The organism is Kribbella amoyensis (assembly GCF_007828865.1).
Classification (GTDB): domain Bacteria; phylum Actinomycetota; class Actinomycetes; order Propionibacteriales; family Kribbellaceae; genus Kribbella; species Kribbella amoyensis.
Genome location: NZ_VIVK01000001.1, coordinates 1,513,606 through 1,533,855, shown reverse-complemented (window position 1 = coordinate 1,533,855; position 20,250 = coordinate 1,513,606). Strand labels below are relative to the sequence as shown.

Genomic DNA, 20,250 nt, shown 5'->3' with positions numbered 1-20,250 from the left:
GCGGCCGGGTGGCCCGGCTCACTGGAACCGGCCGAGGAAGTTCTTCAGGATCGGGCCGGCCGCCTTGCCGCCGGACTCGCCGCCCTCGACGATCGCCGCGAAGGCGACGTCACCGCGGAAGCCGACCATCCAGCCGTTGGTGATGACCTTGCCGTTGGACACGACCTCGGCGGTGCCGGTCTTGGCGGACACCGCGCCGTTGGCCGCGAGGATGTGCGCGGTTCCGCCGGTGACGGTGGTCCGCATCATCGTCCGGAGCGCGTTGGTCGTTGCTGGGGGCAACGGCGACGCGGCCGGGCCGGCCTGGTCCTTGGCCGGCACCAGGACCGGCTTCAGCGCGGTGCCGTGCTTCACGGTGGCGCCGATCATCGCGACCTGCAGCGGACTCGCGGTGACGGTGCCCTGGCCGATCATCGACGCGGCCTCGGCGACGGCGTCCTTGGGCGCCGGCACCTGCCCGCCGTACGCCGGGATGGACAGGTTCAGGTCGCGGCCGAAGCCGAACAGCGCGGCCGCCTTGGTCATCCCGTCGGCGGGCAGCCGGCCGTGCTGGGAGATGAACGCGGTGTTGCAGGACTCGTTGAACGCCTTCTGCATGGTGCCGGCGCCGTACGGGGCCAGGCCGTCGTAGTTCTTGAACGACTTGCCGAAGACGTTGATGGTGTTCGAGCAGGTCAGCGGCGTGTTCGCGGTCTCGCCGATGCCCATCAGCGCGGCCGACGTGACCACCTTGAAGGTCGAGCCGGGCGCGTAGTGACCCTGGAACGCGCGGTTGTAGTTGGTCGCGGTCGGACCGTTCGCGGCGGCCAGGATCTGCCCGGTGGACGCCTGCACGGCGACCAGCGACGCGGGCAGCTTGCTGGTGGCGAGCGCGGCCTCGGCGGCCCGCTGCAGGCTGGTGTCCAGCGTGGTCCGGACCGGTGCGCCGGCCTTGCCCTCCTGCTTGAACACCTCCTTGATCGCCATCTTGGTCTTGCCGTCCCGCAGCGTCACGGTGCCGCCGGGCGTCCCGGCGAGCTGCTGCTGGAACGAGTACTGCAGTCCGGTGGTACCGACCTGGTCCTGGCTGGATGCGGTCGGGCCCGCGTTCTTCAGCGTCTCCGCGGTCGCGGTCTTCATCGTGCCGATCACCGACCGGGCGAACGACGAGCTCTCCGGCAGCGACTGGGTGCCGCCCATCGTGAGCACACCGGGCAGGTTGGCGAACTTCGGCCGGAGCTTGTCCCACTCCTCGGCCCGCAGCGTGATCGCGTCGACGAACTGGCCGGCCGGCGACGACTTGGCCCGGTTCCACAGCTTGGTGCCGTCGACCTCGAGGAACTTGGTGAACGCCGAGTAGGTGGCCGCGGTCGCCGTGTTCCCGGAGGCGACACCGACGATCACGACCGGCCGGTTCGAGGTCAGCGGCTTGCCGGTGCGGTCCTGGATCGACGCGCGCGCCGGCAGGGTACGGACCCGCTTGAGGTAGTTCGCCTCGCCGAGTCCCGGGTAGATGGTGTCGCCGGAGGCCTTGATCTTCCACCCGCCGTCGGTCTTCACCACCGCTGCCGTACTGGTCCACTTCATCGTGCCGATCCCGCGCAGCACGGTCTCGACCTCGAGGTTCTGGGTGCAGTTGCTGTCGTCGGCGCAGTCCGGCTCACCCTGCGGCGTGACCTTCGCGGACTGCGCGACCAGGGCGCTGTCCACGTCGTCGAGCCGCTTGCCGAAGGTGGTCGGCGAGTCGGTGAGCGCGGCGGCCTCGGTCGGTTTCCCCTCCGGGGCCCACGCCTTCACCCACCCGGCCGCGAACGCCTTGACGACTTCGGCGGACGCCTGCTTCTCGTCGTTGGGGTCGGCCTTCCCGCCGTCCGACTTGCTGTCGGAACAACCCGCGGTGATCAGCAGGGCACTCAGACTGACGATCGCAGCAGTTCGCTTCACGGGCTCCACTCTCGCACGGCGGCAGTTGGCAGTTCCGAACCGGTCTTCGGCGTGCCCAGCCTGCCATGCGGGCCAAGGTCCGCGACCGGGCACGACTACTACGACGCCTGCCGGGCCCCAGGAGTTGACCTCGATCTAGGGTTCTTGGTCAGCCGAGCTCGATCACCGCGAAGACGGCCGACTCGGGATCCTGGAGCACCGCCATCCGGCCGAAGTCGGTGTCCAGCGGATCGCCGATCAGCTTGCCGCCCATCCGCTGGACCTGATCCGCGATCGCGTCGGTGCCGGCCACCGCGAAGTAGGGCAGCCAGTGCGGCGCGGTCCCGGCCGGCATCCCGGGATGCAGCTCGCCGGCCCCCGCGACCGGGTGGTCGGTGACGTAGAAGGCGGCGTACCGGGCGTCGTCGAACTGTTCGCCGGGGGAGTAGTTCGAGCCGATCTCCTCGACCCGGTAGCCGAAGACGGCCGGGTAGAACGCCTTCGCGGCGTCGTACCCGTCGCTCAGCGCCTCGCTCCAGACCAGCGTGCCGGGCACCGCGCGCTGGGTCGAACCGATGTGCTCGCCGGCCTGCCAGATCCCGAAGATCGCGCCGTTCGGGTCGGCGGCGATCGCCATCCGGCCGTGCACGGCGACGTCGGTCGGCGGGACCAGGAGCTCGCCGCCCCGGTCGACGATCCTGGCCGCGGTCCGGTCGACGTGCGGCGCGGCCAGGTACGTGGTCCAGCGGCTCGGCCGGTCCTCGGTCCCGGGGTGCTTCGGACCGATCCCGCCGACGTCCTCACCGGCGAGCTTGCAGACCCAGTAGTCCCGGGAGCCCTGGTACTCGCAGTCCCAGCCGAACAGTCCGGCGTAGAACACCGCGGCCGCCTCGGCGTTGTCCGCGGCCAGGTCGACCCAGTTCGGCGTTCCCGCCGGCCACGGGGTGTTCCGCTCGACCATCCACGCTCCTGGAATCCGGTTGCCAGAACAGCTCCCCAAACCTGCCAGCCGGATACCGTCCGCGTCGAGACGATCACAGCAGGATCGCGTAACGGTTCGATCACTGCGGGGGTAGGGTGCGGCGGTGTGAATCGCCTAGCCCTGCACAGCCGGCTGCTGCCCGGGACCGAAGAGTCGTACGAACGCGAGCACGCCCGCGTCTGGCCCGAACTGATCGCGGTGATGCGCGCCGCCGGGATCCGGGACTGGAGCATCTGGCGCAGCGGTCGCGACCTGTTCCACCTGGTCGACTGCGACGACTTCGAGGCCGCCGTCGCGGTCCTCGCCACCGACCCGGTCGACCAGCGCTGGCAGCAGCACATGAGCCAGTTCGTCGAGGGCTTCGCGGCGAACCCGGACGGCGCGGCCGGACAGGCCCTGCGGCACGTCTGGACGATGTCCGAGCAGGACCAGCTGGGCAGCTAGCGCATCTCCCAGACCAGGACCTCGGCGCCGTCCGGACCGGCCGTGACCCGCTGACCGTCGGCGGCGACCACCCGGGCGGCGTCCCCGTCCCGCAGCTGCCCGGCGCCCTCCAGCTCAATGGTGCCCACAGCAACAAAGAGATGGACGTACGGCGCCACCGGCAGCTGGATCGAGGAGTCCGGCCGCAACCGGGCCACCGACATCCCGGCGTCGCGCTGGTTGATCCGGATCGCGGTCGTGTCCCGGTGCCGCGGCAACCCGGACGCGATCGGGACCAGCTCGCCGGTCGCGAGGACGTCGTCCACCTCGGCCTGCTGGTACGACGGGACCAGGTCGACCTCGTCCGGGCGGACCCACATCTGCACGTAGTGGACGGGTTCGCCCGCGTCGTTCTTCTCCGAGTGCCGGACCCCGGATCCCGCGCTCATCCGCTGCGCGAGCCCGGGCCGGACGATGCCGCTGTTCCCCTCGGAGTCCTCGTGCACCAGGGCCCCGCTCAGGACCCAGGTGACGATCTCGAGGTCCTGGTGCGGATGCGGGTCGTACCCGGTGCCGGGCGCAACCACCTCGTCGTTGTGCACCAGCAACGCGCCGAAGCCGACGTTCGCGGGATCGTAGTACCGGCCGAACGAGAACGAGTGCCGCGCGTCGAGCCAATCGTACGTCGTCCGGAACCGGTCACCGGCCCGGCGGATGTCGGCAGTCACCCGACCAGTGTCCCGCGTCGGCGCGGCCTAGAAGTACCCCGTCTCACCGTCGAGGAGTTCGCGGATCGTGTCCAGGTGGCCGACGTGCCGCGCGGTCTCCTCGAGCATGTGCAGCACCATCCACCGCAGGGTCGACTGCCCCGAGGCGAAGTCCGGGTGCTTGCCGGTCTCGTCGAGGGAGTGCGCGGCGATGATCTCGTTGGACCGCGCGCACTGGGCCTCGAACTCGTCCAGCAGCTGCGCGAGTGGCGCGTCCACCATCATGTCCGCGTCCTCGGGCTCCTCCTGGAACTGCGGATTTCCCTCCGAAGACCCGCCGAGGAACAACACCTCGAACCAGCAGTGCTCGGTCCATCGCATGTGCGAGACCAGGCCGCTCGCCGTCATCAACGGCGACGTCGGCAGGACCACCCGCCGCTCGTCCTCCGGCTTCAGCCCTTCGCACTTCCATCGGACCAGGGCCCGCTGCATGTCCAGCCAGCCGACCAGCTGGGTCCGTTCGTCCGCGACGAAGGGCGGTCGTTCCCGAGATAGCGTCATGCCCGCGCACGCTAGCGCCTCGACGGGCCGGGCCGCACGGTAATTACCGCGCAGAAGAGAGCGACTGCGGCCGCTCGGTGGGTCGTCGCACAGTCGTTCGGGCGGATTCAACTGTGGCTCGCCAGGCCTGATGGAAGGAAGGAGTGGACCCCAATGAACGGCTACGGACGGAGGTGGATGAGACCCGTTTTGAGACCCAGCTCCTCTGCAGTCGGCGGCCAGGGCGTTCCAGCAGGTTCACGAGGCGTATGGGTGATGGCTAGCCGCCGATGGGGGACCAGAGGCGGGTCCTTCGGGTTGTTGGACCCGCTTCTAGATGATGAGCACACCCCTACAGCCCAGTTGTGTAGTGGAGCACGGTCGATTCGAGAGCTTCTTCGTCTCCGCATCGCGGGACCGGTGCTCCTCAATGCGAGCGTGCAGCGGCCGCTCGACGTGAACCTAGGCGCCTGGCCATATTCAGGCGGCCTCGCTATTTGAGCAATGGAGGAATAGCCAATCCCAGTATCATAAGCGCAAAAGGGATGGCGATTTCGACCGCTAGAAATCTGAGCTTCCTGCGACCCGACTCCTCGGGGCTTTCCGAATCCCTTCCCGTGCGCATCTCAACTGCGGGCCATATCTCTCTCAGCTTATCTGGAGCATTGGTTGCCATCCAGAGTCCCGCGCCGAGCCCGAGAGCCCCGACTACTCCGACCGCGAGTCCTGTCACCGTCCGCCCAGTTGAACCCGGAGGGTAGTCGAATATCTGCAACAAGCGCCAGCCGAACACAGCGGCAAATCCTGCGAAAGACACGAAGACACTGACGGCGGCACCAATCAGTAGCCATCGAGACGGCACGTACTGCCGCTTAAGATCGGCCACCCATTCTTCGATCCGCGCCATCGTCGAGGCGACCCATGCTCGATCATTGCCGGATACCTGCGCTTCATTCGAGTAACTAGAATCGCCATGCTGGATAGTGACGGAAATGCGCGCATTGGTCGAATAGTTCGACATGTCCGCCTCAAATTCGCTGACCCACGCTCGGCTTAGCACCCCATCTGGAGCAAGAAGTGCTGACGACGTGTCACTCGAATATGTGCGTCCCCCCGTCGCCTTGACGGTGAATCTAACGCGAGCCATGACTTCGTCCGGCGGGGTGTCGCCGTTTAGACTCTGAGACGCGTCTTCGATTATCCTCCCCAGCATGCGCCCCCGGTGGGATCGCTGCCGTGGATCGCGGCCTGGCTGCTGGACCCGATGGTGTCGCTGGTGCTGATCGCTGTCCTTCGGGCCGAGCAGATCACCGCCCGGTACCAGGTCAGCGACGCCGGTCCGTGGATCCGCCGTACGAAGCGGTTCGCCTTCGCCGCGACCTACGTGATGAACACGTGGGCCTCGTTCGGCAAGGGCGACCTGGCCGGGATCGTGTTGCACTCGGTGCCGCCGCTGCTGGTGTTCTGCGCGGCCGAGACTGCTCCGGTGCTGCGGGACCGGCTGACCGAAGCGGTGCTTCGGGCCGAGCAGGCCGCCGCGCTGGCCGACCCGCACAAGGCCGCTGAGCCGCTGACGGTGCCGGTGCCGGTGGTGACCCAGGAGATGCCCCCCGCGCCGGTCGCGCTCGAATCGGCGCCTGACCCGGAGGCGGGGGCATCTCCCGAGGCGATCACCAAGACCGCAGCTCCCCGGCCGCCGCGCAAGCCGTCACAGCCGCGCAAGAAGCCGGGCAAGGGTGCCAAGGCGGGCCGGATGTTGCTGGCCGACTACGTGGCCGAGGGCCTGGCCAAGGCCGACCCGGAGATCACCGCCGATGAGGTGAGCCCGGCGTGGGCGCGCAAGACGACGGGTTGTTCTGCGGGGCTGTCGGCCAAGGTGGCCGCCGGTGTCCGCGACCAGCTGGTTGCTGTTCCTGCGGTCACTTCGATCGAGAAGGCGGTGGCCTGATGAGTGGGCTGACGATGACCGACCTGTTCTGTGGTGCCGGTGGCTCGTCGACCGGTGCGGCGATGGTGCCTGGTGTGACGGTGCGGATGGCGGCGAATCACTGGCGGCTGGCGGTGGACAGCCACAACACCAACCACCCCGGCGCCGACCACGACTGTGCCGACCTGTCGCAGGTCGACCCGTCGCGCTACCCGCGCACGGACCTGCTGTGGGCCTCGCCGGAGTGCACGAACCACTCCCAGGCCAAGGGCCGCAAGCGCAACGTCGATTCGACTCCGGACCTGTACGGGCAGGTGTTGCCGCTGGAGGCGGCCGAACGGTCGCGGGTGTCGATGTTCGACCCGCTGCGGTTCGCTGAGTACCACCGCTACGCCGCTGTGGTGATCGAGAACGTCGTGGACGCGGCCAAGTGGGTGATGTGGCCCGCGTGGCGGGCTGGGTGGGACGCGCTGGGCTACTGCCTGCACGTGGTCTACCTGAACTCGATGCACGCCCAGGCCGGCGGGCGCCCCGCGCCTCAGTCACGCGACCGGCTCTACGCGGTGGCGCACCTGAAGGCGACGCGCTGCCCGGACCTGAACCAGTGGACCCGGCCCGCCGCGTACTGCCCCGGCTGTGACGAGATCGTGCGGGCGATGCAGGCGTGGAAGAAGCCCGACAAGGCATGGGGCCGCTACCGGGCGCAGTACGTGTGGCGATGCCCGCGCGTCACCTGCCGCAACCAGGTGCTCGAGCCGGGTTGGCTGCCCGCCAGCTCGGCGATCGACTGGACCATCCCCGGTCAACGGATCGGCGACAAGGCGCGCCCGCTGGCCGACAAGACCATGGCCCGGATCGCTGCCGCGCTGGAGCGCCAGGCCAAGCAGGGTGCGCCGCTGGTGGTGCCGATGGAGGGCCGCGACGGCAAGCAGGCCGCGCCGGTGACGGCGGTGCTGCGGACCCAGACGACCCGCAACGAATCCGCGCTGCTGGTACCTGCGGGCGGGACGTGGAACGACGCCGCGACCGGGGTCCTGGACGTGATGCGGACCCGGACCGCGAACGAGACCGAAGCGCTGGTGGTGCCGCTGCGGGCCAACAACACCGCCAAGGGTGTCGGGCAGGTCTTCGACACCTTCGCCGCCGCTGGCAACCACCACGGCCTGTTGATGCCCTACTACGGCAACGCCACCGCCCGCACCACCGACGACCCGCACGGCACATTCACCTCCCACGACCGGTTCGCGCTGGTGATGCGCAACAACACCAGCACCGGTGACGGTGCCGAGATGTCCACACCGGTCGGTGAATCGCTGCGGACACTGACGACCGCCGGGCACCAGTCGCTGCTGGAGTACTCGACCCCAGCCGTGGACGACTGCCTGTTCCGGATGCTGGAGCCGCACGAGATCGGCGCCGGGATGGCGTTCACGCCCGGCTACGTCGTGCTCGGGAACAAGCGCGAGAAGGTCCGCCAGCTCGGCAACGCCGTCACCCCGCCCGCCGCCCGTGACCTAGTCGCCGCCGTGGCCGAATCGCTCGGGCACTCCGTAGGCGACCTGGCCGGCGCGCAGGCGGTGGCGGCATGAACCACGATCCGGAGGAGAACGCCGTGAACGACCGTGACACCAACCAGAACACCAACCGTGACACCACCACGAACAACGTTCACCGGCTTCACGGGACCGATCATGAGACCGTTCAGGACGCCGTTCACGAGAACGTTCAGGAGGACGTTCAGGGCATCGTTCACGCCGACGCCGAGCGGGTCACCGTGAACGACACCGACGACGTTCACAGCGACGCCGAGGTGATCGAGGGCGAGGTGCTGACCGACGAGGAGTCGGCCGAACTGGACCGCCGGTTGGAGACGCGCGGTGCGCTGGTGGTGCGACGGGCGACCGCACCCGTGCGCGTGGTGAAGTCTGCGGCGGTGGCGGTCAAAGGCCACGAGCCGACCATGACCGCGGGCAAGACTGTTCTGCGCCACTCCTGGACGGTGGTGCAGGGCGTGGAGTCGTTCGCCAAGCGCGCCTACGACGCGTCCACGATGGGCGTCTACCGGCGCCAGATCAAGGCCGCCGAAGCGGTCGGGGACCGGGAGGCGCTGAAGGAGTGGGCCGACCGCAAGGAGATGGCCACCGAGCGCCGCCACAAGCGCCTGATGGACCTGCCCCGGCTGTTCATCGGTCTGGTGAAGGTGTTCGCCGCCACGCTGATCGGTATCCCGCTGGCGGTGTTCGTGATCGCCGTGCTGACCAAGCTCACCGGCAACGGATCGTTCACCGGCGTGTGGCTTGGGTTCTTCGCCGTGATCGGGTTCGTGATCGCCGCCGTGTCGCTGGTGTGGGGCCTGTTCGTGATAGCGCTGCCGTTCCTGCTGGTGCTGGCCTGCTACCGCGAGGGCAAGCGCCGCGCGGAGCCGCCGAACTGGCTCGTCACCACCAGCGACAACACCTACGAGGCGACGGTGGATGAGTCCACGATCGCGCTGGCGCTGGACGCGCTGCGGATCGGCAACATCACCCGCTACCTGAAGGAGGGCTACAAGCTGCAGTTCATCACGCCGGCGCGCCAGTTGGGGCGCGGTACTCACGCCGTGGTGCGGCTGCCTGCCGGTGTGCCCGCTGCTGAGATCGGTCGCCGCCGCACCGACCTGGCCACCGGTCTTCACCGGGCCGCCTCCGAGGTGTGGCCGACTGTCGGCGACGAGGCCGGAATCCTGGACCTGTGGGTCGCCGACAAGGGCGCGCTGGCCGACGGCGCCGGACCGTACCCGCTGCTCGAAGAGGGCCTGGTGGACGTGTTCAAGGGCGTCCCGGCAGGCCGCACGCTGCGCGGCGACGCGATCTACATGCCGATCACCGGACGGAACACGATCGTCGGTGGCGCACCGGAGCAGGGCAAGTCCAGCGCCGCCCGGATCACGATGATGGGAGTCGCGCTCGACCCGACCGCAGAGCTGCGGATCTGGGTGCCGGACATGAACTTCGACTTCGAGCGGTTCCGGCCGCGCTGCTCGCGCTACGTGCGCGGCGCCGACGACGACTCGATGCGCCAAATCCGCGACGACCTCAAGGAACTGTTCGAGGAGATGCAGTCGCGCGGCGACCTGCTCGACAAGTTCGAGATCCCCGAGGTGAACCGGCAGATCGCCGACAAGAACGTCGGCCTGCACCCGATCGTGGCGCTGCTCGAAGAGGCACACGTCGCCTACAACCACGCCGAGTACGGCAAGGAGATCAGCTACTACGCCACCCAGATCGTGCAGCTCGGCCGCAAGCGCGGCATTCACCTGATCACCTCCACCCAGGCGCCGACCGCGACGTCGATCCCGCGTGACATCACCCGCAACTGCACCAACGGGATCGCGTTCTACGTCGCCGACCACACCGCCAACGACGCCCTGCTCGGCCAGGGCGCCTACAAGGCCGGGATCAAGGCGACCGACCTGATCCCCGGCAAGGACCGGGGAACCTCGGCCACGAAGGGCTTCACCGCCGCCCGCTTCGAGTTCATCCAGTGGTACTTCCTGTCCGTTGCCAAGGACAACGACCAGGTCACGCCGCTGATCGAGCGGTCGCTGGCCGCGATCAAGAAGCGCAACATGCCCGCCCCGACCGACAACGCCCGGCCCGAGATCGAGACCCGCGACCTGCTCGCCGACCTGGACGAAGTCCTCAACACCGACCCGGTCAACATCGCCGACGTGCCCGCCCTGCTGCGGGATCTCGCACCGGACTGGACCCCGTACCAGAACCTGTCCGGCAAGGCGCTGCGGGAGACCCTGGCCGCCGACCACGGCATCAAGGTCCCCTCGACCGGGAACCGCTACCCCCTCGACCCCACTACCGTCCGTAACGCGATCGTGCTGCGGGAGCGTGACGCCGGCCCGGCCGACGACACCGCACCGGGCGCCGAACCGCTCGCCAGTTAGCTCCGAGCACCGGGGCCGGAAACCCCGCCGCGAGCGGCCTGACCAGCCCGTTCCCGGCCCCGGTTAACTCGGCCCACTCGGTAACTAACCGCAGGTCAGAGCAACATTCACCCCACCTCACTCGCCAAGTGAGGAACCTAACCCGATCACCGCCAGCTAACCCCAACCCGAAACCCCCGGCCGACGACCCGCAGCGGGTCGCCGCCTCCACCCGCCACACCCACACTCGACTACAGAAAGTGACTGATCGTGGTCCCCGCGAATCACCTCCTGTGGCTCTACGCCTCGACCGTCCTGCCCGCCAGCGTCGTCACCGAGACCCAGTCGCTGACCCAGACCCAACGCGTCGCGGTGTGGATCGGCACCGGCCTGGCCGCCGTCGCGCTCTACCTGCTCGGCTGCCTGATCTTCCCCTTCGCCAACTGCACCAAGTGCGCAGGCTCGGGCAAGTCTCGCGCCCCACGAGGCAAGTCGTTCCGCAACTGCCGCCGCTGCAAAGGCACCGGCCGCCGGACCCGGATCGGGCGCCGCCTGATCGATGCCCACCGCAACCGCACCCGCTGACCGCTACCCAGGGAGACCCGAACCGTCATGGCCCGCACCCCCCGCAAGACCACCCGCAACGCCGCCACCACCGACGACGCGCTGAGCCCGGCTGAGGAGTACCGGGCCGCGCTGGCCGACTTCAGCAGCTACTCCAGCGAGAACGAGACGTCCGAAGCGCTGGCCGCCCGCGACCGGCTCGACACCGCCGAACGGCGCCGCCGCTGGTGGCACTTCTGATGGCCGCGACGCTGATGGACAAGGCGAGCCTGCACCCGGCCTGCTCGCGCTGGATCGAGCTGTGGAACGGCCAACAGGCACTCGGCTGGGACCACGAAGGAACCCCGGTGTCCAAGTTCCGCTGGGCACCCGCCGGCCTGGCCACCCGCCGCCAGCTCCGCGCGATGCGGATGTGCCCCGGCGGGCAGGAACCCTACGCGCTGCTGGTGTGGCGAGGCGGTCAGCGATGGGCCTGGCTGTACCGCCTCGACCTCGCCCGGCCGTCGCGGGTCGCGTCCCCGGCACAGCTCAACGCCCTCGACAAGGCCATGGAAGCGCGGCGCCGCTGCAAGCTGTGCGGCCTGGTCGCGGACTACTGCATCCCCACCTCTGACGGCCGCTGCATCGACTGCATGACACCAGCCCCGAGCACCCCATCCCCTGGCCAGTTCCCTCCCACAGCCAGAGGACAGGGCTGGTGCGGCGCACCTTCGCCATCTGTACCTGCCGACACGGCCTGAGCGGTCGTACGACCGATGACCAGCCGCCACGGAGAGTCCCGGTACGCCCCCCTATTTGGCACCGGCACCTGGCGACTGAGGCTCCTGCAGAAACACCGGCCGCTTGCTGCGGACTGTACGCGCAATTTCCACCGCTGAATACACGAGCACAACGTTGAGCTGAGTCACCCATGAATGACCTGCTGACCGCCGCCCAACCCCGTACACGAGGCGGTCCCCGCCGGGGGGGAGGGCGGGGACCAGTGGGTGGCTCGAGAACACCGTGCATTTTACGCCCGACCGCCTCCACCTGCCAGCGATCCAAGCCCCAAAACCGTGACGTGCCACCCGAAAGGACCCTTCCCGTGACAGAGCTGCTGACCGCCGCCCTGGACGCCGCCAACCGTGGCTGGCCGGTGTTCGTGCTCGGACGCTCCAAGCGCCCCGTGGCCAACTGCGATGCCTGCCCCAAAGACGCGCACGACCCCGCGACGTGCGGTCACCTGACCTGTCACGGGTTCTACGCCGCGACCACCGATCCCGACCGCGTTGCGGCCATCGTCGCCGCCATCCCGTACGGGCAGCTCGCCGTCCGCACCGGCGCCGTGTCCGGGCTGCTCCTGGTTGACGTGGACCCCGCCCACGGCGGCGACCGCAGCCTGATGCACCTGATGGACGAGGAACTCGTCCCGCGAACCCTGCACGTCCACACCGGCTCCGGCGGACTGCACCTGTACTACCGCCACCCCGGCCACCACATCGCCTCCCGCCCCATGCCCGGCCGACCCGGCATCGACATCAAGGCAGACGGCGGCTACGTCGTCCTGCCGCCCTCGATCCACCACCGCACCCACCGCCCCTACCAGTGGGGCCAGACCGCCACCGACGTGGAGATGCCCCCGCCCGGACTGCTCGCCGCCTGCCAGCCACCCGAGGCCGCCCAGACCCCGCCCGCCGGCCTGCCGACCACCCGAACCGGCAGCGGGGGCATCTCCCACCCCGACAAGCTCCTCACCGCCCACCTGGCCGCCGTACGCGACGCCCCAGAGGGCAAGCGCCGAACCACCCTCTACGGAGCCGCCAGAGGCGTCGCACGACTCGTCGCGGCAGGCGCGATCGACCGCACCGACGCCATCGCTGTACTGACCGACGTAGGCCACCTTGCCCAGCAAAGCGACCGCGAGATCCGAGCCGCCATCAACGGAGGCTTCCGCGACGAAGGGATCGCCGCAGCATGAGCGCCGAACACATCCCCGACTGGCTACCGCCCCTCAGCGAACCGCCCGAAGACCCATGGGAACCGACCCCGCCGACACCGATCAAAACTCAGCACACACCCATGCATCACGAGCCGATGGCGCCGCCCGCCACGTCGCAGGCGACCACCGCCGGTCCGGTGTGGGACGGCGCTCCGGTGCCGCTGAAGACCGACCGGTTGCTCAGGCCGTTCCCGGTCGATGTGTTCCCCGGTTGGCTGGCCGACCAGGTGAGCGCCGTCGCGGAGGCGACCCAGACCCCGGCCGACCTGGCCGGATCGGTGGCGCTGGCCTGCCTGTCCACGGCAGCCGGGGGCAAGGTGCTCGTGCAGGTCGATCGGTCCTGGCTGGAACAGGTCAACCTCTACACCGTGACCGCCCTGCCGCCCGGGTCGCGCAAGTCGCCGGTCTTCCGGGCAATGACTGGGGCGCTGACCAGCGCCGAACAGGCACTCCGCGAGGCCACCGGGGAGCGGCGGGTGGAGGCCGAGCTGGCAGCACGGATCGCCCACGCACGCGCCGAACAGCTCGCCAAGAAGGCCGAAGCGCTCACCGTCAACCCGCAAGAGGCGCTCGCCGACGCGACCGCAGCAGCGAAGGAAGCCGCGGGGATCGTGGTTCCCGCCCTGCCACAACTCATGACCGACGACGTGACCCCGGAGGCCTGCGTCTCCCTCATGGCCGCCCACGACGGCCGGATCGCTGTCCTGTCCGCTGAAGGCGACGTGTTCGCCACCCTCACCGGCACCCGCTACTCCGCAGCCCCCAACCTTGGAGTGTTCCTCAAAGGCCACGCCGGCGACCCAATCCAGGTCGACCGCAAGGGCCGCGAGTCCGAGTCGATCGAACGGCCCGCGCTCACCCTCGGAGTCACCACCCAACCCGGCACCCTGCAAGGCCTCGCCGCCCAACCCGGCTTCCGTGACCGGGGCGTCCTCGCCCGCATCCTCTACAGCCTGCCCACCAACACCGTCGGCACCCGAAACAACCAAGCCGAACCCGTCCCCGAACCCACCGAAACCACCTACCGCGACGCCCTCCGCACCCTCGTCCTCCTCCTGGCCGACCACGACACCCCCCACCACCTCGACCTCACCCCCGACGCCCGCCAGATCCTGCTCGACTTCCAGGACTGGATTGAGCCCCGGCTCCACCCCCAAACCGGGCAGCTCGCACCCATCACCGACTGGGCATCCAAGCTCGCCGGAGCCGTCGTCCGGATCGCCGCACTACTCCACCTCGCCCACACCTTCACCACCGGCTACGCCACACCCATCACCGCCGACACCATGCACGCCGCCGAACGCATCGGCCGCTACTACCTCGACCACGCCCTGGCCGTCTACGACCTCATGGGTCGATCCCATCCAGACCTCGACGACGCCCGCGAAGTCCTCACCTGGATCACCAACCACTGCAACCGGACCGGCCGACCCACCTTCACACGCCGCGATGCCCTCAACGGCCTGAACGGACGAACCCGGTTCGCCACCGTCGCCGATCTCAAACCGGCACTGGAAGTCCTCACCGAGCACGGCCACATCCGTCCGGCCGAATCCAAGTCCACTGGCGGCCGCCCCTCCGTCGCCTACGACGTCCACCCCGCAGCCCTCCAGACCCCGTAGCAAAAGCAGCAAAAGGAGCAGAACCCCACTTCTGCACCTTTTGCACCTTTTGCTCCGGCCTTCCTCGCCACGCGAAGGAGACACGAGCAGTGACTGCCAGCACTGACTACGCCACTGACGACCGCAGTCCGCAGCACCAGCCTCACGACGGGAGTTCGCGCCAAGTGTCAACGACAGAAGAAGTCGCAGCTACTCCGCTGCTACTGCTCACGGTCGAGCAAGCCGCTAAGCGCCTCGGCATCGGCCGGACCACCTGCTACGCGCTTGTGAGCTCAGGGGAGATCGAATCCGTGCCGGTGGGCCGCCTCCGCCGCATTCCCGCCGAGTGCATCTCCGAGTACGTCAACCGCCTCCGAGCAGCCGCCCGCACCACCAACCAAGCAGCCTAGGAAGGGGATCCAAGTGGAGAAGCGACACAAGAACCCTGACGGCCGATCGACCATCTATCTCGGCGCTGACGGCAAGTGGCATGGCCGCGTCACAATGGGATTGAAGGATGACGGCTCGCCGGACCGGCGCCACGTCAAGCGAAAGAACAAGGATGCCGTGGTGGAGCGCGTCAGGGAGCTGGAGACGGAACGGGATACCGGCAAGGTCAGGCCGGTCGGTGAGAAGAAGTGGACAGTGGAAACGTGGCTGCTGCATTGGCTGACGATTGTCCAACCGAACCTTCGATTCGGTGCGTACAGGGCATATGAAAGCGCCGCACGAATTCATCTCATTCCAGGCATTGGGAAGCACAAGCTAGACAAGCTGCAGCCAGAGCATCTCGAACGGCTGTACACGCGAATGCAGAACGCCGGAGCACGGCCCGGCACCGCGCACCAGGTTCACCGAACGATCCGAACCGCTCTCGGTGTGGCGGAGGCACGAGGCCATATCAAGAGCAATCCGGCCACCAAGGCGAAATCGCCCCGATCCGATATCGAGCAAGAGGAAGAGATCGAGCCCTACACGGTGACGGAGATTCGGGCCATCCTTCACGAGGCTGGTAAGGGGCGAAACAGTGCTCGGTGGGCGATCGCTCTTGCGCTCGGTCTTCGCCAGGGGGAGGCCCTCGGCCTCAAGTGGTCGGACATCGATCTCGAAGGCGGGATCCTTCAAGTCCGGCGTAGCCGGAACAAGCCGCACTATGTGCATGGCTGTGTCGACAAGCCATGCGGGCGCAAGATTCCGGGCCACTGCCCAGGGCGAGTGTCTACGCGGCCAGACGCCGCACCCACAAAGTCCCGAGCTGGACGGCGCACAATCGGGCTCCCCGACGAGCTGGTGTTGATTCTGCGCACCCACCAGGTGCAGCAGACGGCGGAGAAGGAAGCTGCCCGGCAGCTATGGATTGACGAGGGGTGGTTGTTCGCGAGTCGCACGGGCAAGCCACTGAACGCACGCACGGATCACCAGGAATGGAAAGACCTACTGAAGGCGGCCAAGATCCGCGAGGGTCGGTTGCACGATGCCAGGCACACCGCCGCGACAGTGATGCTGCTGCTCGGGATACCGGAGCGTGCCGTGATGGATGCGATGGGCTGGGCAACTACGGCCATGGCCAAGCGCTATCAGCACATCACCGCACCGGTACGACGCGACATCGCATCCCGCGTCGGCGGGCTCCTGTGGGCTACGCCAGCGGTGGAAAAGGGCCACGATGAAGACGAAGACGGGAGCGCCGGACAGCTCGTGCCGGCCTAATCAGAGGGTCCGTTGAGACCCTCGTTGAGACCCTGCGGGGGGCAGCAGGTCTGCTGCCCCCCGTTTCACGCTCAGCTAAGGGCCGAAAATGCGCGACTGCGGCCGCTCGGTGGGCGGTCGCAGTCGCCGTTGGGGGTGGCGGGCTTCGGTCAGCCGGTGGGGTTGCCGTTGTCGGAGCCGAGGGTGGTCTTGGCGGTCTCGGTCTTGCCGCCGCGGATGTAGGTGATGGTCACCTGGTCGTCCGGGCGGTGCGAACGGACAGTGGCGACCAACGCGTCCCCTGACGCGATCGCCTTGCCGTCCACAGCGGTGACCACGTCACCTTGCCGCAGACCGGCCTTGTCCGCCGCACCGCCGGACGTCACCTCGCCGAGGGTCGCTCCCTGCGTGAGCCCGTCGGAGGACTGCGCGTCGCCGACCGTCACTCCGAGCCGCGCATGTGTGGCCTTGCCCTTGGCCACCAGCTCGTCGATGATCGGCTTGGCCTGGTCGATCGGGATTGCGAAGCCCAGGCCGATGTTCCCGCCTTCGGATTGTCCCGATCCGCCGGCGGTCTTGATCGCGCTGTTGATTCCGACCACCTGGCCGGCGAGGTCGATCAGGGCGCCGCCGGAGTTCCCCGGGTTGATGGCGGCGTCTGTCTGGATTGCTGGGAAGACCGTGGTGCTGCTGTTCTGCTGCTCACCGCCGGACGTCACCGGCCGGTTCAGCGCGGAGACGATGCCGCTGGTGACGGTCGCGTCCAGGCCGAACGGCGAGCCGATCGCGACCACACCCTGGCCGACCTGCAGCTTGCCGCTCTGGCCGAGCGCGGCCGGGGTCAGGTCGTTGGCGTCCGCGCGGATCACCGCGAGGTCGGTCAGCGGGTCCGTCCCGACGATGGTGGCCTGGACGGTCTTGCCGTCGTTCAGGATCACCGACAGCTTGCCGCCGTTCTCGGCGCCCGCCACCACGTGGTTGTTGGTGACGATCAGGCCGTCCTTGCTGATCACGATGCCGGATCCGGTGCCGGAGCCCTGGTTGGAGGCGAAGGCGATCTTCACCACGCTCGGCAGGACCTTCGCGGCGGCGTTCTGCACCGAGCCGTCCGGTGCCGACACCGGGGCGGCCTGGCTGCCGTTCAGCGGGGCGGTGACCGACGGCGTCGAGCCGGAGTCGTTGGTCGCCGAGTACACAGCCGCACCGCCCACACCGCCGGCGGTACCGACCAGCAGCGCGGTGGCCGCGACCAGAGCCAGCCCGCGCCGCTTCGGCTTCGGGGGCTCCGGCTGGGCCGGCTGCGGTCCGAACGGCCAGTTCGACCCCGGCGGCGTCCCCTGATGCGCCCCGGTCGGTCCGAACTGCCCCTGCGGATAAGCGCTCCCACCTGAGGAGTGCTGACCCGGCCGCGCCTGTCCTGCCGGCGCGTACTGCTGCTGCGTGTGCTGGCCGTAGCCGGTCGTCGGCAGCTGCTGAGTACGCTCCTGCGAACTCGAGCCGTACGACGGCGACGCCCCCTGCGCGGGGTTGTTCCCGAACGTCGAACCCCGGCCCGGGGTGTCGTTCCCGGTCGGGTTCTGCGGCTGGTGCGGCTGGTTCTCGGTCATGGACCTACCTTGACCGCCGGACCTGAGAGGGCCCTGAAGATCGTTTGGGAGCTGCCGAAGAACTCTGTGAAGATCCCCTGAAAGACCTGTGAGGATCAGCGGCCGGCCGTGGCCGCGTGCGGCAGCCACAGCGTGAACTGGGCCCCGCCGCCCGGCGCGTTGCGCGCGTAGATCATGCCGCCGTGCTGCTCGGCCGCGTGCTTCACGATCGCCAGACCCAACCCGGAACCGGGCAGGCTGCGCGCCTCGCTGGACCGGTAGAACCGCTCGAACACGTGCGGCAGGTCCGCCTCGGCGATCCCCGGCCCGCTGTCGGTCACCGTGAGCACGCCGTCGAGCAGGCGCACCGTCACCTTCGGCTTCGGCGCCCCTTCCTCGGCCGGACCCTCCGGCAGGCTGTACTTCGCGGCGTTGTCGAGCAGGTTCGTCACGGCGCGGCCGAGCAACCGCTCGTCGCCCCAGACCGGGAACGGGGTGATCTCCACCTCCCAGTCCAGCTGCGGGGCGCGCCGGCGGACCTTGATCACGGCGTCCTCGACCACGTTCGACAGCTCGATCAGCTCGGCGTCACGGACCTGCGGGGTGTCCCGGGCGAGCTCGGTCAGGTCGCCGATCAGCGTGGTCAGCTCGTCCATCTGCGCGCGGACGTCGTCCAGCAGTTGCTGCCGGTCCTCCGGGCGCAGGCCGCCTCGCTTGTCCGCCTGGGCGAGCAGGTCGAGGTTCGTCCGGATGCTGGTCAGCGGCGTCCGCAGCTCGTGCCCGGCGTCGCCGACGAGTCTTCGTTGCCGGTCCTGGGACCGGGCCAGCGCGGCCAGCATCGCGTTGAACGCCTGCGCGAGCCGGGAGATCTCGTCCGATCCGGTCACCGGGATCGGTTTCAGCTCCTCGGTCCGGGCGATGTGCTCGGCCGCCCCGGTCAACCGGGCCAGCGGACGCAACCCCGACTGGGCGATCGCGTTGCCGGCCAAGGCCGCGCCGATCACGCCGAGCAGGCCGACGGCCCACAGCACGATGCCCAGGTTGTGCAGCGTCTGGTCGATCGGCCGCAGCGACTGGGCCACCACGAGCGCGGCCGGCTGCAGATCGTCCTGGCTGCACCTGGTCCGGTACGGGCAGTACTGCGCGGGCACCGCGACCACCCGGAAGTGCGGCCCGTTCGCGACCCCGACAGTGCGGACGCTGTACTCACTGCCCTGGGACCGGGCCACCTGCAGCTCGGTCGGTCCCATCGGCGGCAGGTAGCTGTCCGCCGCGCCGAGGCTCTTGCCGTCCGCGGTGTACAGGCCGAGCTGGATGTCGCTCAGGCCGAGCGCGTCCGGCGGGATCTCCTGGAGGTTCTCCAGGTTGGTCAGTACGCCCTTCTTGGCGGCCTGGCTGGCCCGGTCGACCAGGCTGTTGTCCAGGTTGCGGTACATCTGCTGGCGCACGGTGAGGTACGCGGACACGCTGACGAGCGCGACCGCCAGGCCCACCGCGACGGCGGCGAGCAGGGTCACGCGAGCGTGCAGGCTCAGGTGGTGCAGCTTGTCGCGCCACCAGCTCTGCGTCCGGGCCGCGGTGGCCGTGAACGGGTTGGTGCTGTTGCCGGGGCGTTCCGGACGCGGGCCGGTGGTCGGCTGCTGGGCCCCGTCGGGACCGTTCGGGGAGCCGTCGCCCCGCCGAGCCGGGTCGCCGCGGCGCGCGGCGTACTCCGGGAAGTTGCTGGGGTCGGAACTCACGGCGGGGTGTCCCTCAGGACGTAGCCGATGCCGCGGACGGTATGGATCAGCCGGGGCAGTCCGTTCACCTCGGTCTTGCGGCGCAGGTACCCGATGTAGACCTCGAGCGAGTTGGCCGTGGTCGGGAAGTCGTAGCCCCAGACCGCGTCCAGGATCACCGCGCGCTCGAGCACCCGCCGCGGATTGCGGATCAGCAGCTCGAGCAGGGAGAACTCGGTCCGGGTCAACGGGATCGGGACGTCGCCACGGTGGACCTCGTGCGCATCCACGTCCACCACGAGGTCGGCGTACTGCAGCACCTCGCCGCGCGGACCACCCTCACCCGGCGCGGTACTGCGGCGGAGCAGTGCGCGCAGCCGGGCCAGCAGCTCCTCCAGCGCGAACGGTTTGGTGAGGTAGTCGTCACCGCCCGCGTCCAGGCCGTCCACCCGGTCGGCGACGGCGTCCCGCGCGGTGAGCACGAGGATCGGCACATTGTTGCCCGCGGCGCGTAGTGCCTTGGTGGTCTCCAGGCCGTCCAGCCGCGGCATCATCACGTCCATCACGACCACGTCGGGCTCGACGTTGCCGATCACGGCGAGGGCCTCGGCGCCGTCGGAGGCGGTGACCACCTCGAAGTCGTTGAACTCCAGCGAACGGCGCAGCGAGTCCCGGACCGCCCGGTCGTCGTCCACCACCAGTACCCGCATTCGTGCT

Annotated in this window: 19 protein-coding genes; 11 read left to right on the top strand and 8 right to left on the bottom strand. The window is 69.1% G+C overall.

Features of this window, described 5'->3' with window-relative positions; all coding sequences use genetic code 11:
- Nucleotides 1–18 precede the first annotated feature (18 nt).
- Both FB561_RS07330 and FB561_RS07325 read right to left on the bottom strand, forming a co-directional pair.
- Nucleotides 19–1,923: a penicillin-binding transpeptidase domain-containing protein gene (locus FB561_RS07330; RefSeq protein ID WP_145804334.1), complete on the bottom strand. Its 1,905-nt coding sequence runs from the start codon at nt 1,921–1,923 to the stop codon at nt 19–21.
- Between the two features lie 148 nt (nt 1,924–2,071).
- On the bottom strand, nt 2,072–2,863 hold the full coding sequence (locus tag FB561_RS07325; RefSeq protein ID WP_145804332.1) for a VOC family protein: 792 nt from the start codon (nt 2,861–2,863) through the stop codon (nt 2,072–2,074).
- Between the two features lie 126 nt (nt 2,864–2,989).
- On the opposite strand from FB561_RS07325, the gene FB561_RS07320 reads away from it, so the two are divergent.
- Nucleotides 2,990–3,328 carry an L-rhamnose mutarotase gene (locus FB561_RS07320; protein WP_145804330.1) on the top strand — a complete coding sequence of 113 codons (339 nt, stop codon included), beginning with the start codon at nt 2,990–2,992 and terminating at the stop codon, nt 3,326–3,328.
- On the opposite strand, the gene FB561_RS07315 is transcribed toward FB561_RS07320, so the two are convergent.
- From FB561_RS07315 to FB561_RS07305, 3 genes are all read right to left on the bottom strand, one after another.
- Nucleotides 3,325–4,035: a pirin family protein gene (locus FB561_RS07315; RefSeq protein WP_145804328.1), complete on the bottom strand. Its 711-nt coding sequence runs from the start codon at nt 4,033–4,035 to the stop codon at nt 3,325–3,327. The two genes, FB561_RS07320 and FB561_RS07315, sit on opposite strands and share 4 nt — an antisense overlap.
- A 27-nt stretch (nt 4,036–4,062) precedes the next feature.
- On the bottom strand, nt 4,063–4,575 hold the full coding sequence (locus FB561_RS07310; RefSeq protein ID WP_145804326.1) for a DinB family protein: 513 nt from the start codon (nt 4,573–4,575) through the stop codon (nt 4,063–4,065).
- A gap of 472 nt (nt 4,576–5,047) precedes the next feature.
- Nucleotides 5,048–5,575, bottom strand: a complete 528-nt coding sequence (locus FB561_RS07305; protein WP_145804323.1) for a hypothetical protein — start codon at nt 5,573–5,575, stop codon at nt 5,048–5,050.
- A gap of 201 nt (nt 5,576–5,776) precedes the next feature.
- On the opposite strand from FB561_RS07305, the gene FB561_RS07300 reads away from it, so the two are divergent.
- The 10 genes from FB561_RS07300 (at nt 5,777) to FB561_RS07255 (ending at nt 16,250) form a co-directional block, all read left to right on the top strand.
- Nucleotides 5,777–6,502, top strand: a complete 726-nt coding sequence (locus FB561_RS07300; protein ID WP_238334694.1) for a hypothetical protein — start codon at nt 5,777–5,779, stop codon at nt 6,500–6,502.
- On the top strand, nt 6,502–8,070 hold the full coding sequence (locus FB561_RS07295) for a DNA cytosine methyltransferase (RefSeq protein WP_145804321.1): 1,569 nt from the start codon (nt 6,502–6,504) through the stop codon (nt 8,068–8,070). Before FB561_RS07300 ends, FB561_RS07295 begins: the two co-directional genes overlap by 1 nt.
- Nucleotides 8,067–10,418 carry an FtsK/SpoIIIE domain-containing protein gene (locus FB561_RS07290; RefSeq protein ID WP_145804319.1) on the top strand — a complete coding sequence of 784 codons (2,352 nt, stop codon included), beginning with the start codon at nt 8,067–8,069 and terminating at the stop codon, nt 10,416–10,418. Before FB561_RS07295 ends, FB561_RS07290 begins: the two co-directional genes overlap by 4 nt.
- 249 nt (nt 10,419–10,667) lie before the next feature.
- Nucleotides 10,668–10,982 (top strand): hypothetical protein, encoded by a 315-nt coding sequence (locus FB561_RS07285; protein WP_145804317.1) that lies wholly within the window; start codon nt 10,668–10,670, stop codon nt 10,980–10,982.
- Between the two features lie 27 nt (nt 10,983–11,009).
- A complete protein-coding gene (locus tag FB561_RS07280; RefSeq protein WP_145804315.1) occupies nt 11,010–11,201 on the top strand; it encodes a hypothetical protein in 192 nt (63 codons plus the stop codon).
- Nucleotides 11,201–11,701, top strand: a complete 501-nt coding sequence (locus tag FB561_RS07275) for an RRQRL motif-containing zinc-binding protein (protein WP_238334693.1) — start codon at nt 11,201–11,203, stop codon at nt 11,699–11,701. The genes FB561_RS07280 and FB561_RS07275 overlap by 1 nt, the downstream gene beginning before the upstream one ends.
- A gap of 344 nt (nt 11,702–12,045) precedes the next feature.
- Nucleotides 12,046–12,918, top strand: a complete 873-nt coding sequence (locus FB561_RS07270; protein ID WP_145804313.1) for a bifunctional DNA primase/polymerase — start codon at nt 12,046–12,048, stop codon at nt 12,916–12,918.
- Nucleotides 12,915–14,561: a YfjI family protein gene (locus tag FB561_RS07265; RefSeq protein ID WP_145804311.1), complete on the top strand. Its 1,647-nt coding sequence runs from the start codon at nt 12,915–12,917 to the stop codon at nt 14,559–14,561. Before FB561_RS07270 ends, FB561_RS07265 begins: the two co-directional genes overlap by 4 nt.
- 89 nt (nt 14,562–14,650) lie before the next feature.
- Complete coding sequence (locus FB561_RS07260; RefSeq protein WP_337692293.1) at nt 14,651–14,950, top strand: helix-turn-helix domain-containing protein; 300 nt, start codon at nt 14,651–14,653, stop codon at nt 14,948–14,950.
- A gap of 13 nt (nt 14,951–14,963) precedes the next feature.
- Nucleotides 14,964–16,250: a tyrosine-type recombinase/integrase gene (locus tag FB561_RS07255; protein WP_238334692.1), complete on the top strand. Its 1,287-nt coding sequence runs from the start codon at nt 14,964–14,966 to the stop codon at nt 16,248–16,250.
- A gap of 149 nt (nt 16,251–16,399) precedes the next feature.
- On the opposite strand, the gene FB561_RS07250 is transcribed toward FB561_RS07255, so the two are convergent.
- From FB561_RS07250 to FB561_RS07240, 3 genes are all read right to left on the bottom strand, one after another.
- Nucleotides 16,400–17,836: a S1C family serine protease gene (locus tag FB561_RS07250; RefSeq protein WP_145804309.1), complete on the bottom strand. Its 1,437-nt coding sequence runs from the start codon at nt 17,834–17,836 to the stop codon at nt 16,400–16,402.
- A 95-nt stretch (nt 17,837–17,931) separates the two neighbouring features.
- A complete protein-coding gene (locus FB561_RS07245; protein ID WP_238334691.1) occupies nt 17,932–19,554 on the bottom strand; it encodes a sensor histidine kinase in 1,623 nt (540 codons plus the stop codon).
- Nucleotides 19,551–20,243 (bottom strand): response regulator transcription factor, encoded by a 693-nt coding sequence (locus FB561_RS07240; RefSeq protein ID WP_145804307.1) that lies wholly within the window; start codon nt 20,241–20,243, stop codon nt 19,551–19,553. The genes FB561_RS07245 and FB561_RS07240 overlap by 4 nt, the downstream gene beginning before the upstream one ends.
- Between the last annotated feature and the right edge of the window lie 7 nt (nt 20,244–20,250).

What these genes read in the sequence shown, in the direction of transcription:
- FB561_RS07275 (WP_238334693.1), top strand. Translation starts at nt 11,201, where the DNA reads ATGGCCGCGACGCTGATGGACAAGGCGAGCCTGCACCCGGCCTGCTCG.
- FB561_RS07250 (WP_145804309.1), bottom strand. Translation starts at nt 17,836, where the DNA reads ATGACCGAGAACCAGCCGCACCAGCCGCAGAACCCGACCGGGAACGAC.
- FB561_RS07290 (WP_145804319.1), top strand. Translation starts at nt 8,067, where the DNA reads ATGAACCACGATCCGGAGGAGAACGCCGTGAACGACCGTGACACCAAC.
- FB561_RS07280 (WP_145804315.1), top strand. Translation starts at nt 11,010, where the DNA reads ATGGCCCGCACCCCCCGCAAGACCACCCGCAACGCCGCCACCACCGAC.
- FB561_RS07295 (WP_145804321.1), top strand. Translation starts at nt 6,502, where the DNA reads ATGAGTGGGCTGACGATGACCGACCTGTTCTGTGGTGCCGGTGGCTCG.
- FB561_RS07305 (WP_145804323.1), bottom strand. Translation starts at nt 5,575, where the DNA reads ATGTCGAACTATTCGACCAATGCGCGCATTTCCGTCACTATCCAGCAT.
- FB561_RS07325 (WP_145804332.1), bottom strand. Translation starts at nt 2,863, where the DNA reads ATGGTCGAGCGGAACACCCCGTGGCCGGCGGGAACGCCGAACTGGGTC.
- FB561_RS07265 (WP_145804311.1), top strand. Translation starts at nt 12,915, where the DNA reads ATGAGCGCCGAACACATCCCCGACTGGCTACCGCCCCTCAGCGAACCG.
- FB561_RS07240 (WP_145804307.1), bottom strand. Translation starts at nt 20,243, where the DNA reads ATGCGGGTACTGGTGGTGGACGACGACCGGGCGGTCCGGGACTCGCTG.
- FB561_RS07310 (WP_145804326.1), bottom strand. Translation starts at nt 4,575, where the DNA reads ATGACGCTATCTCGGGAACGACCGCCCTTCGTCGCGGACGAACGGACC.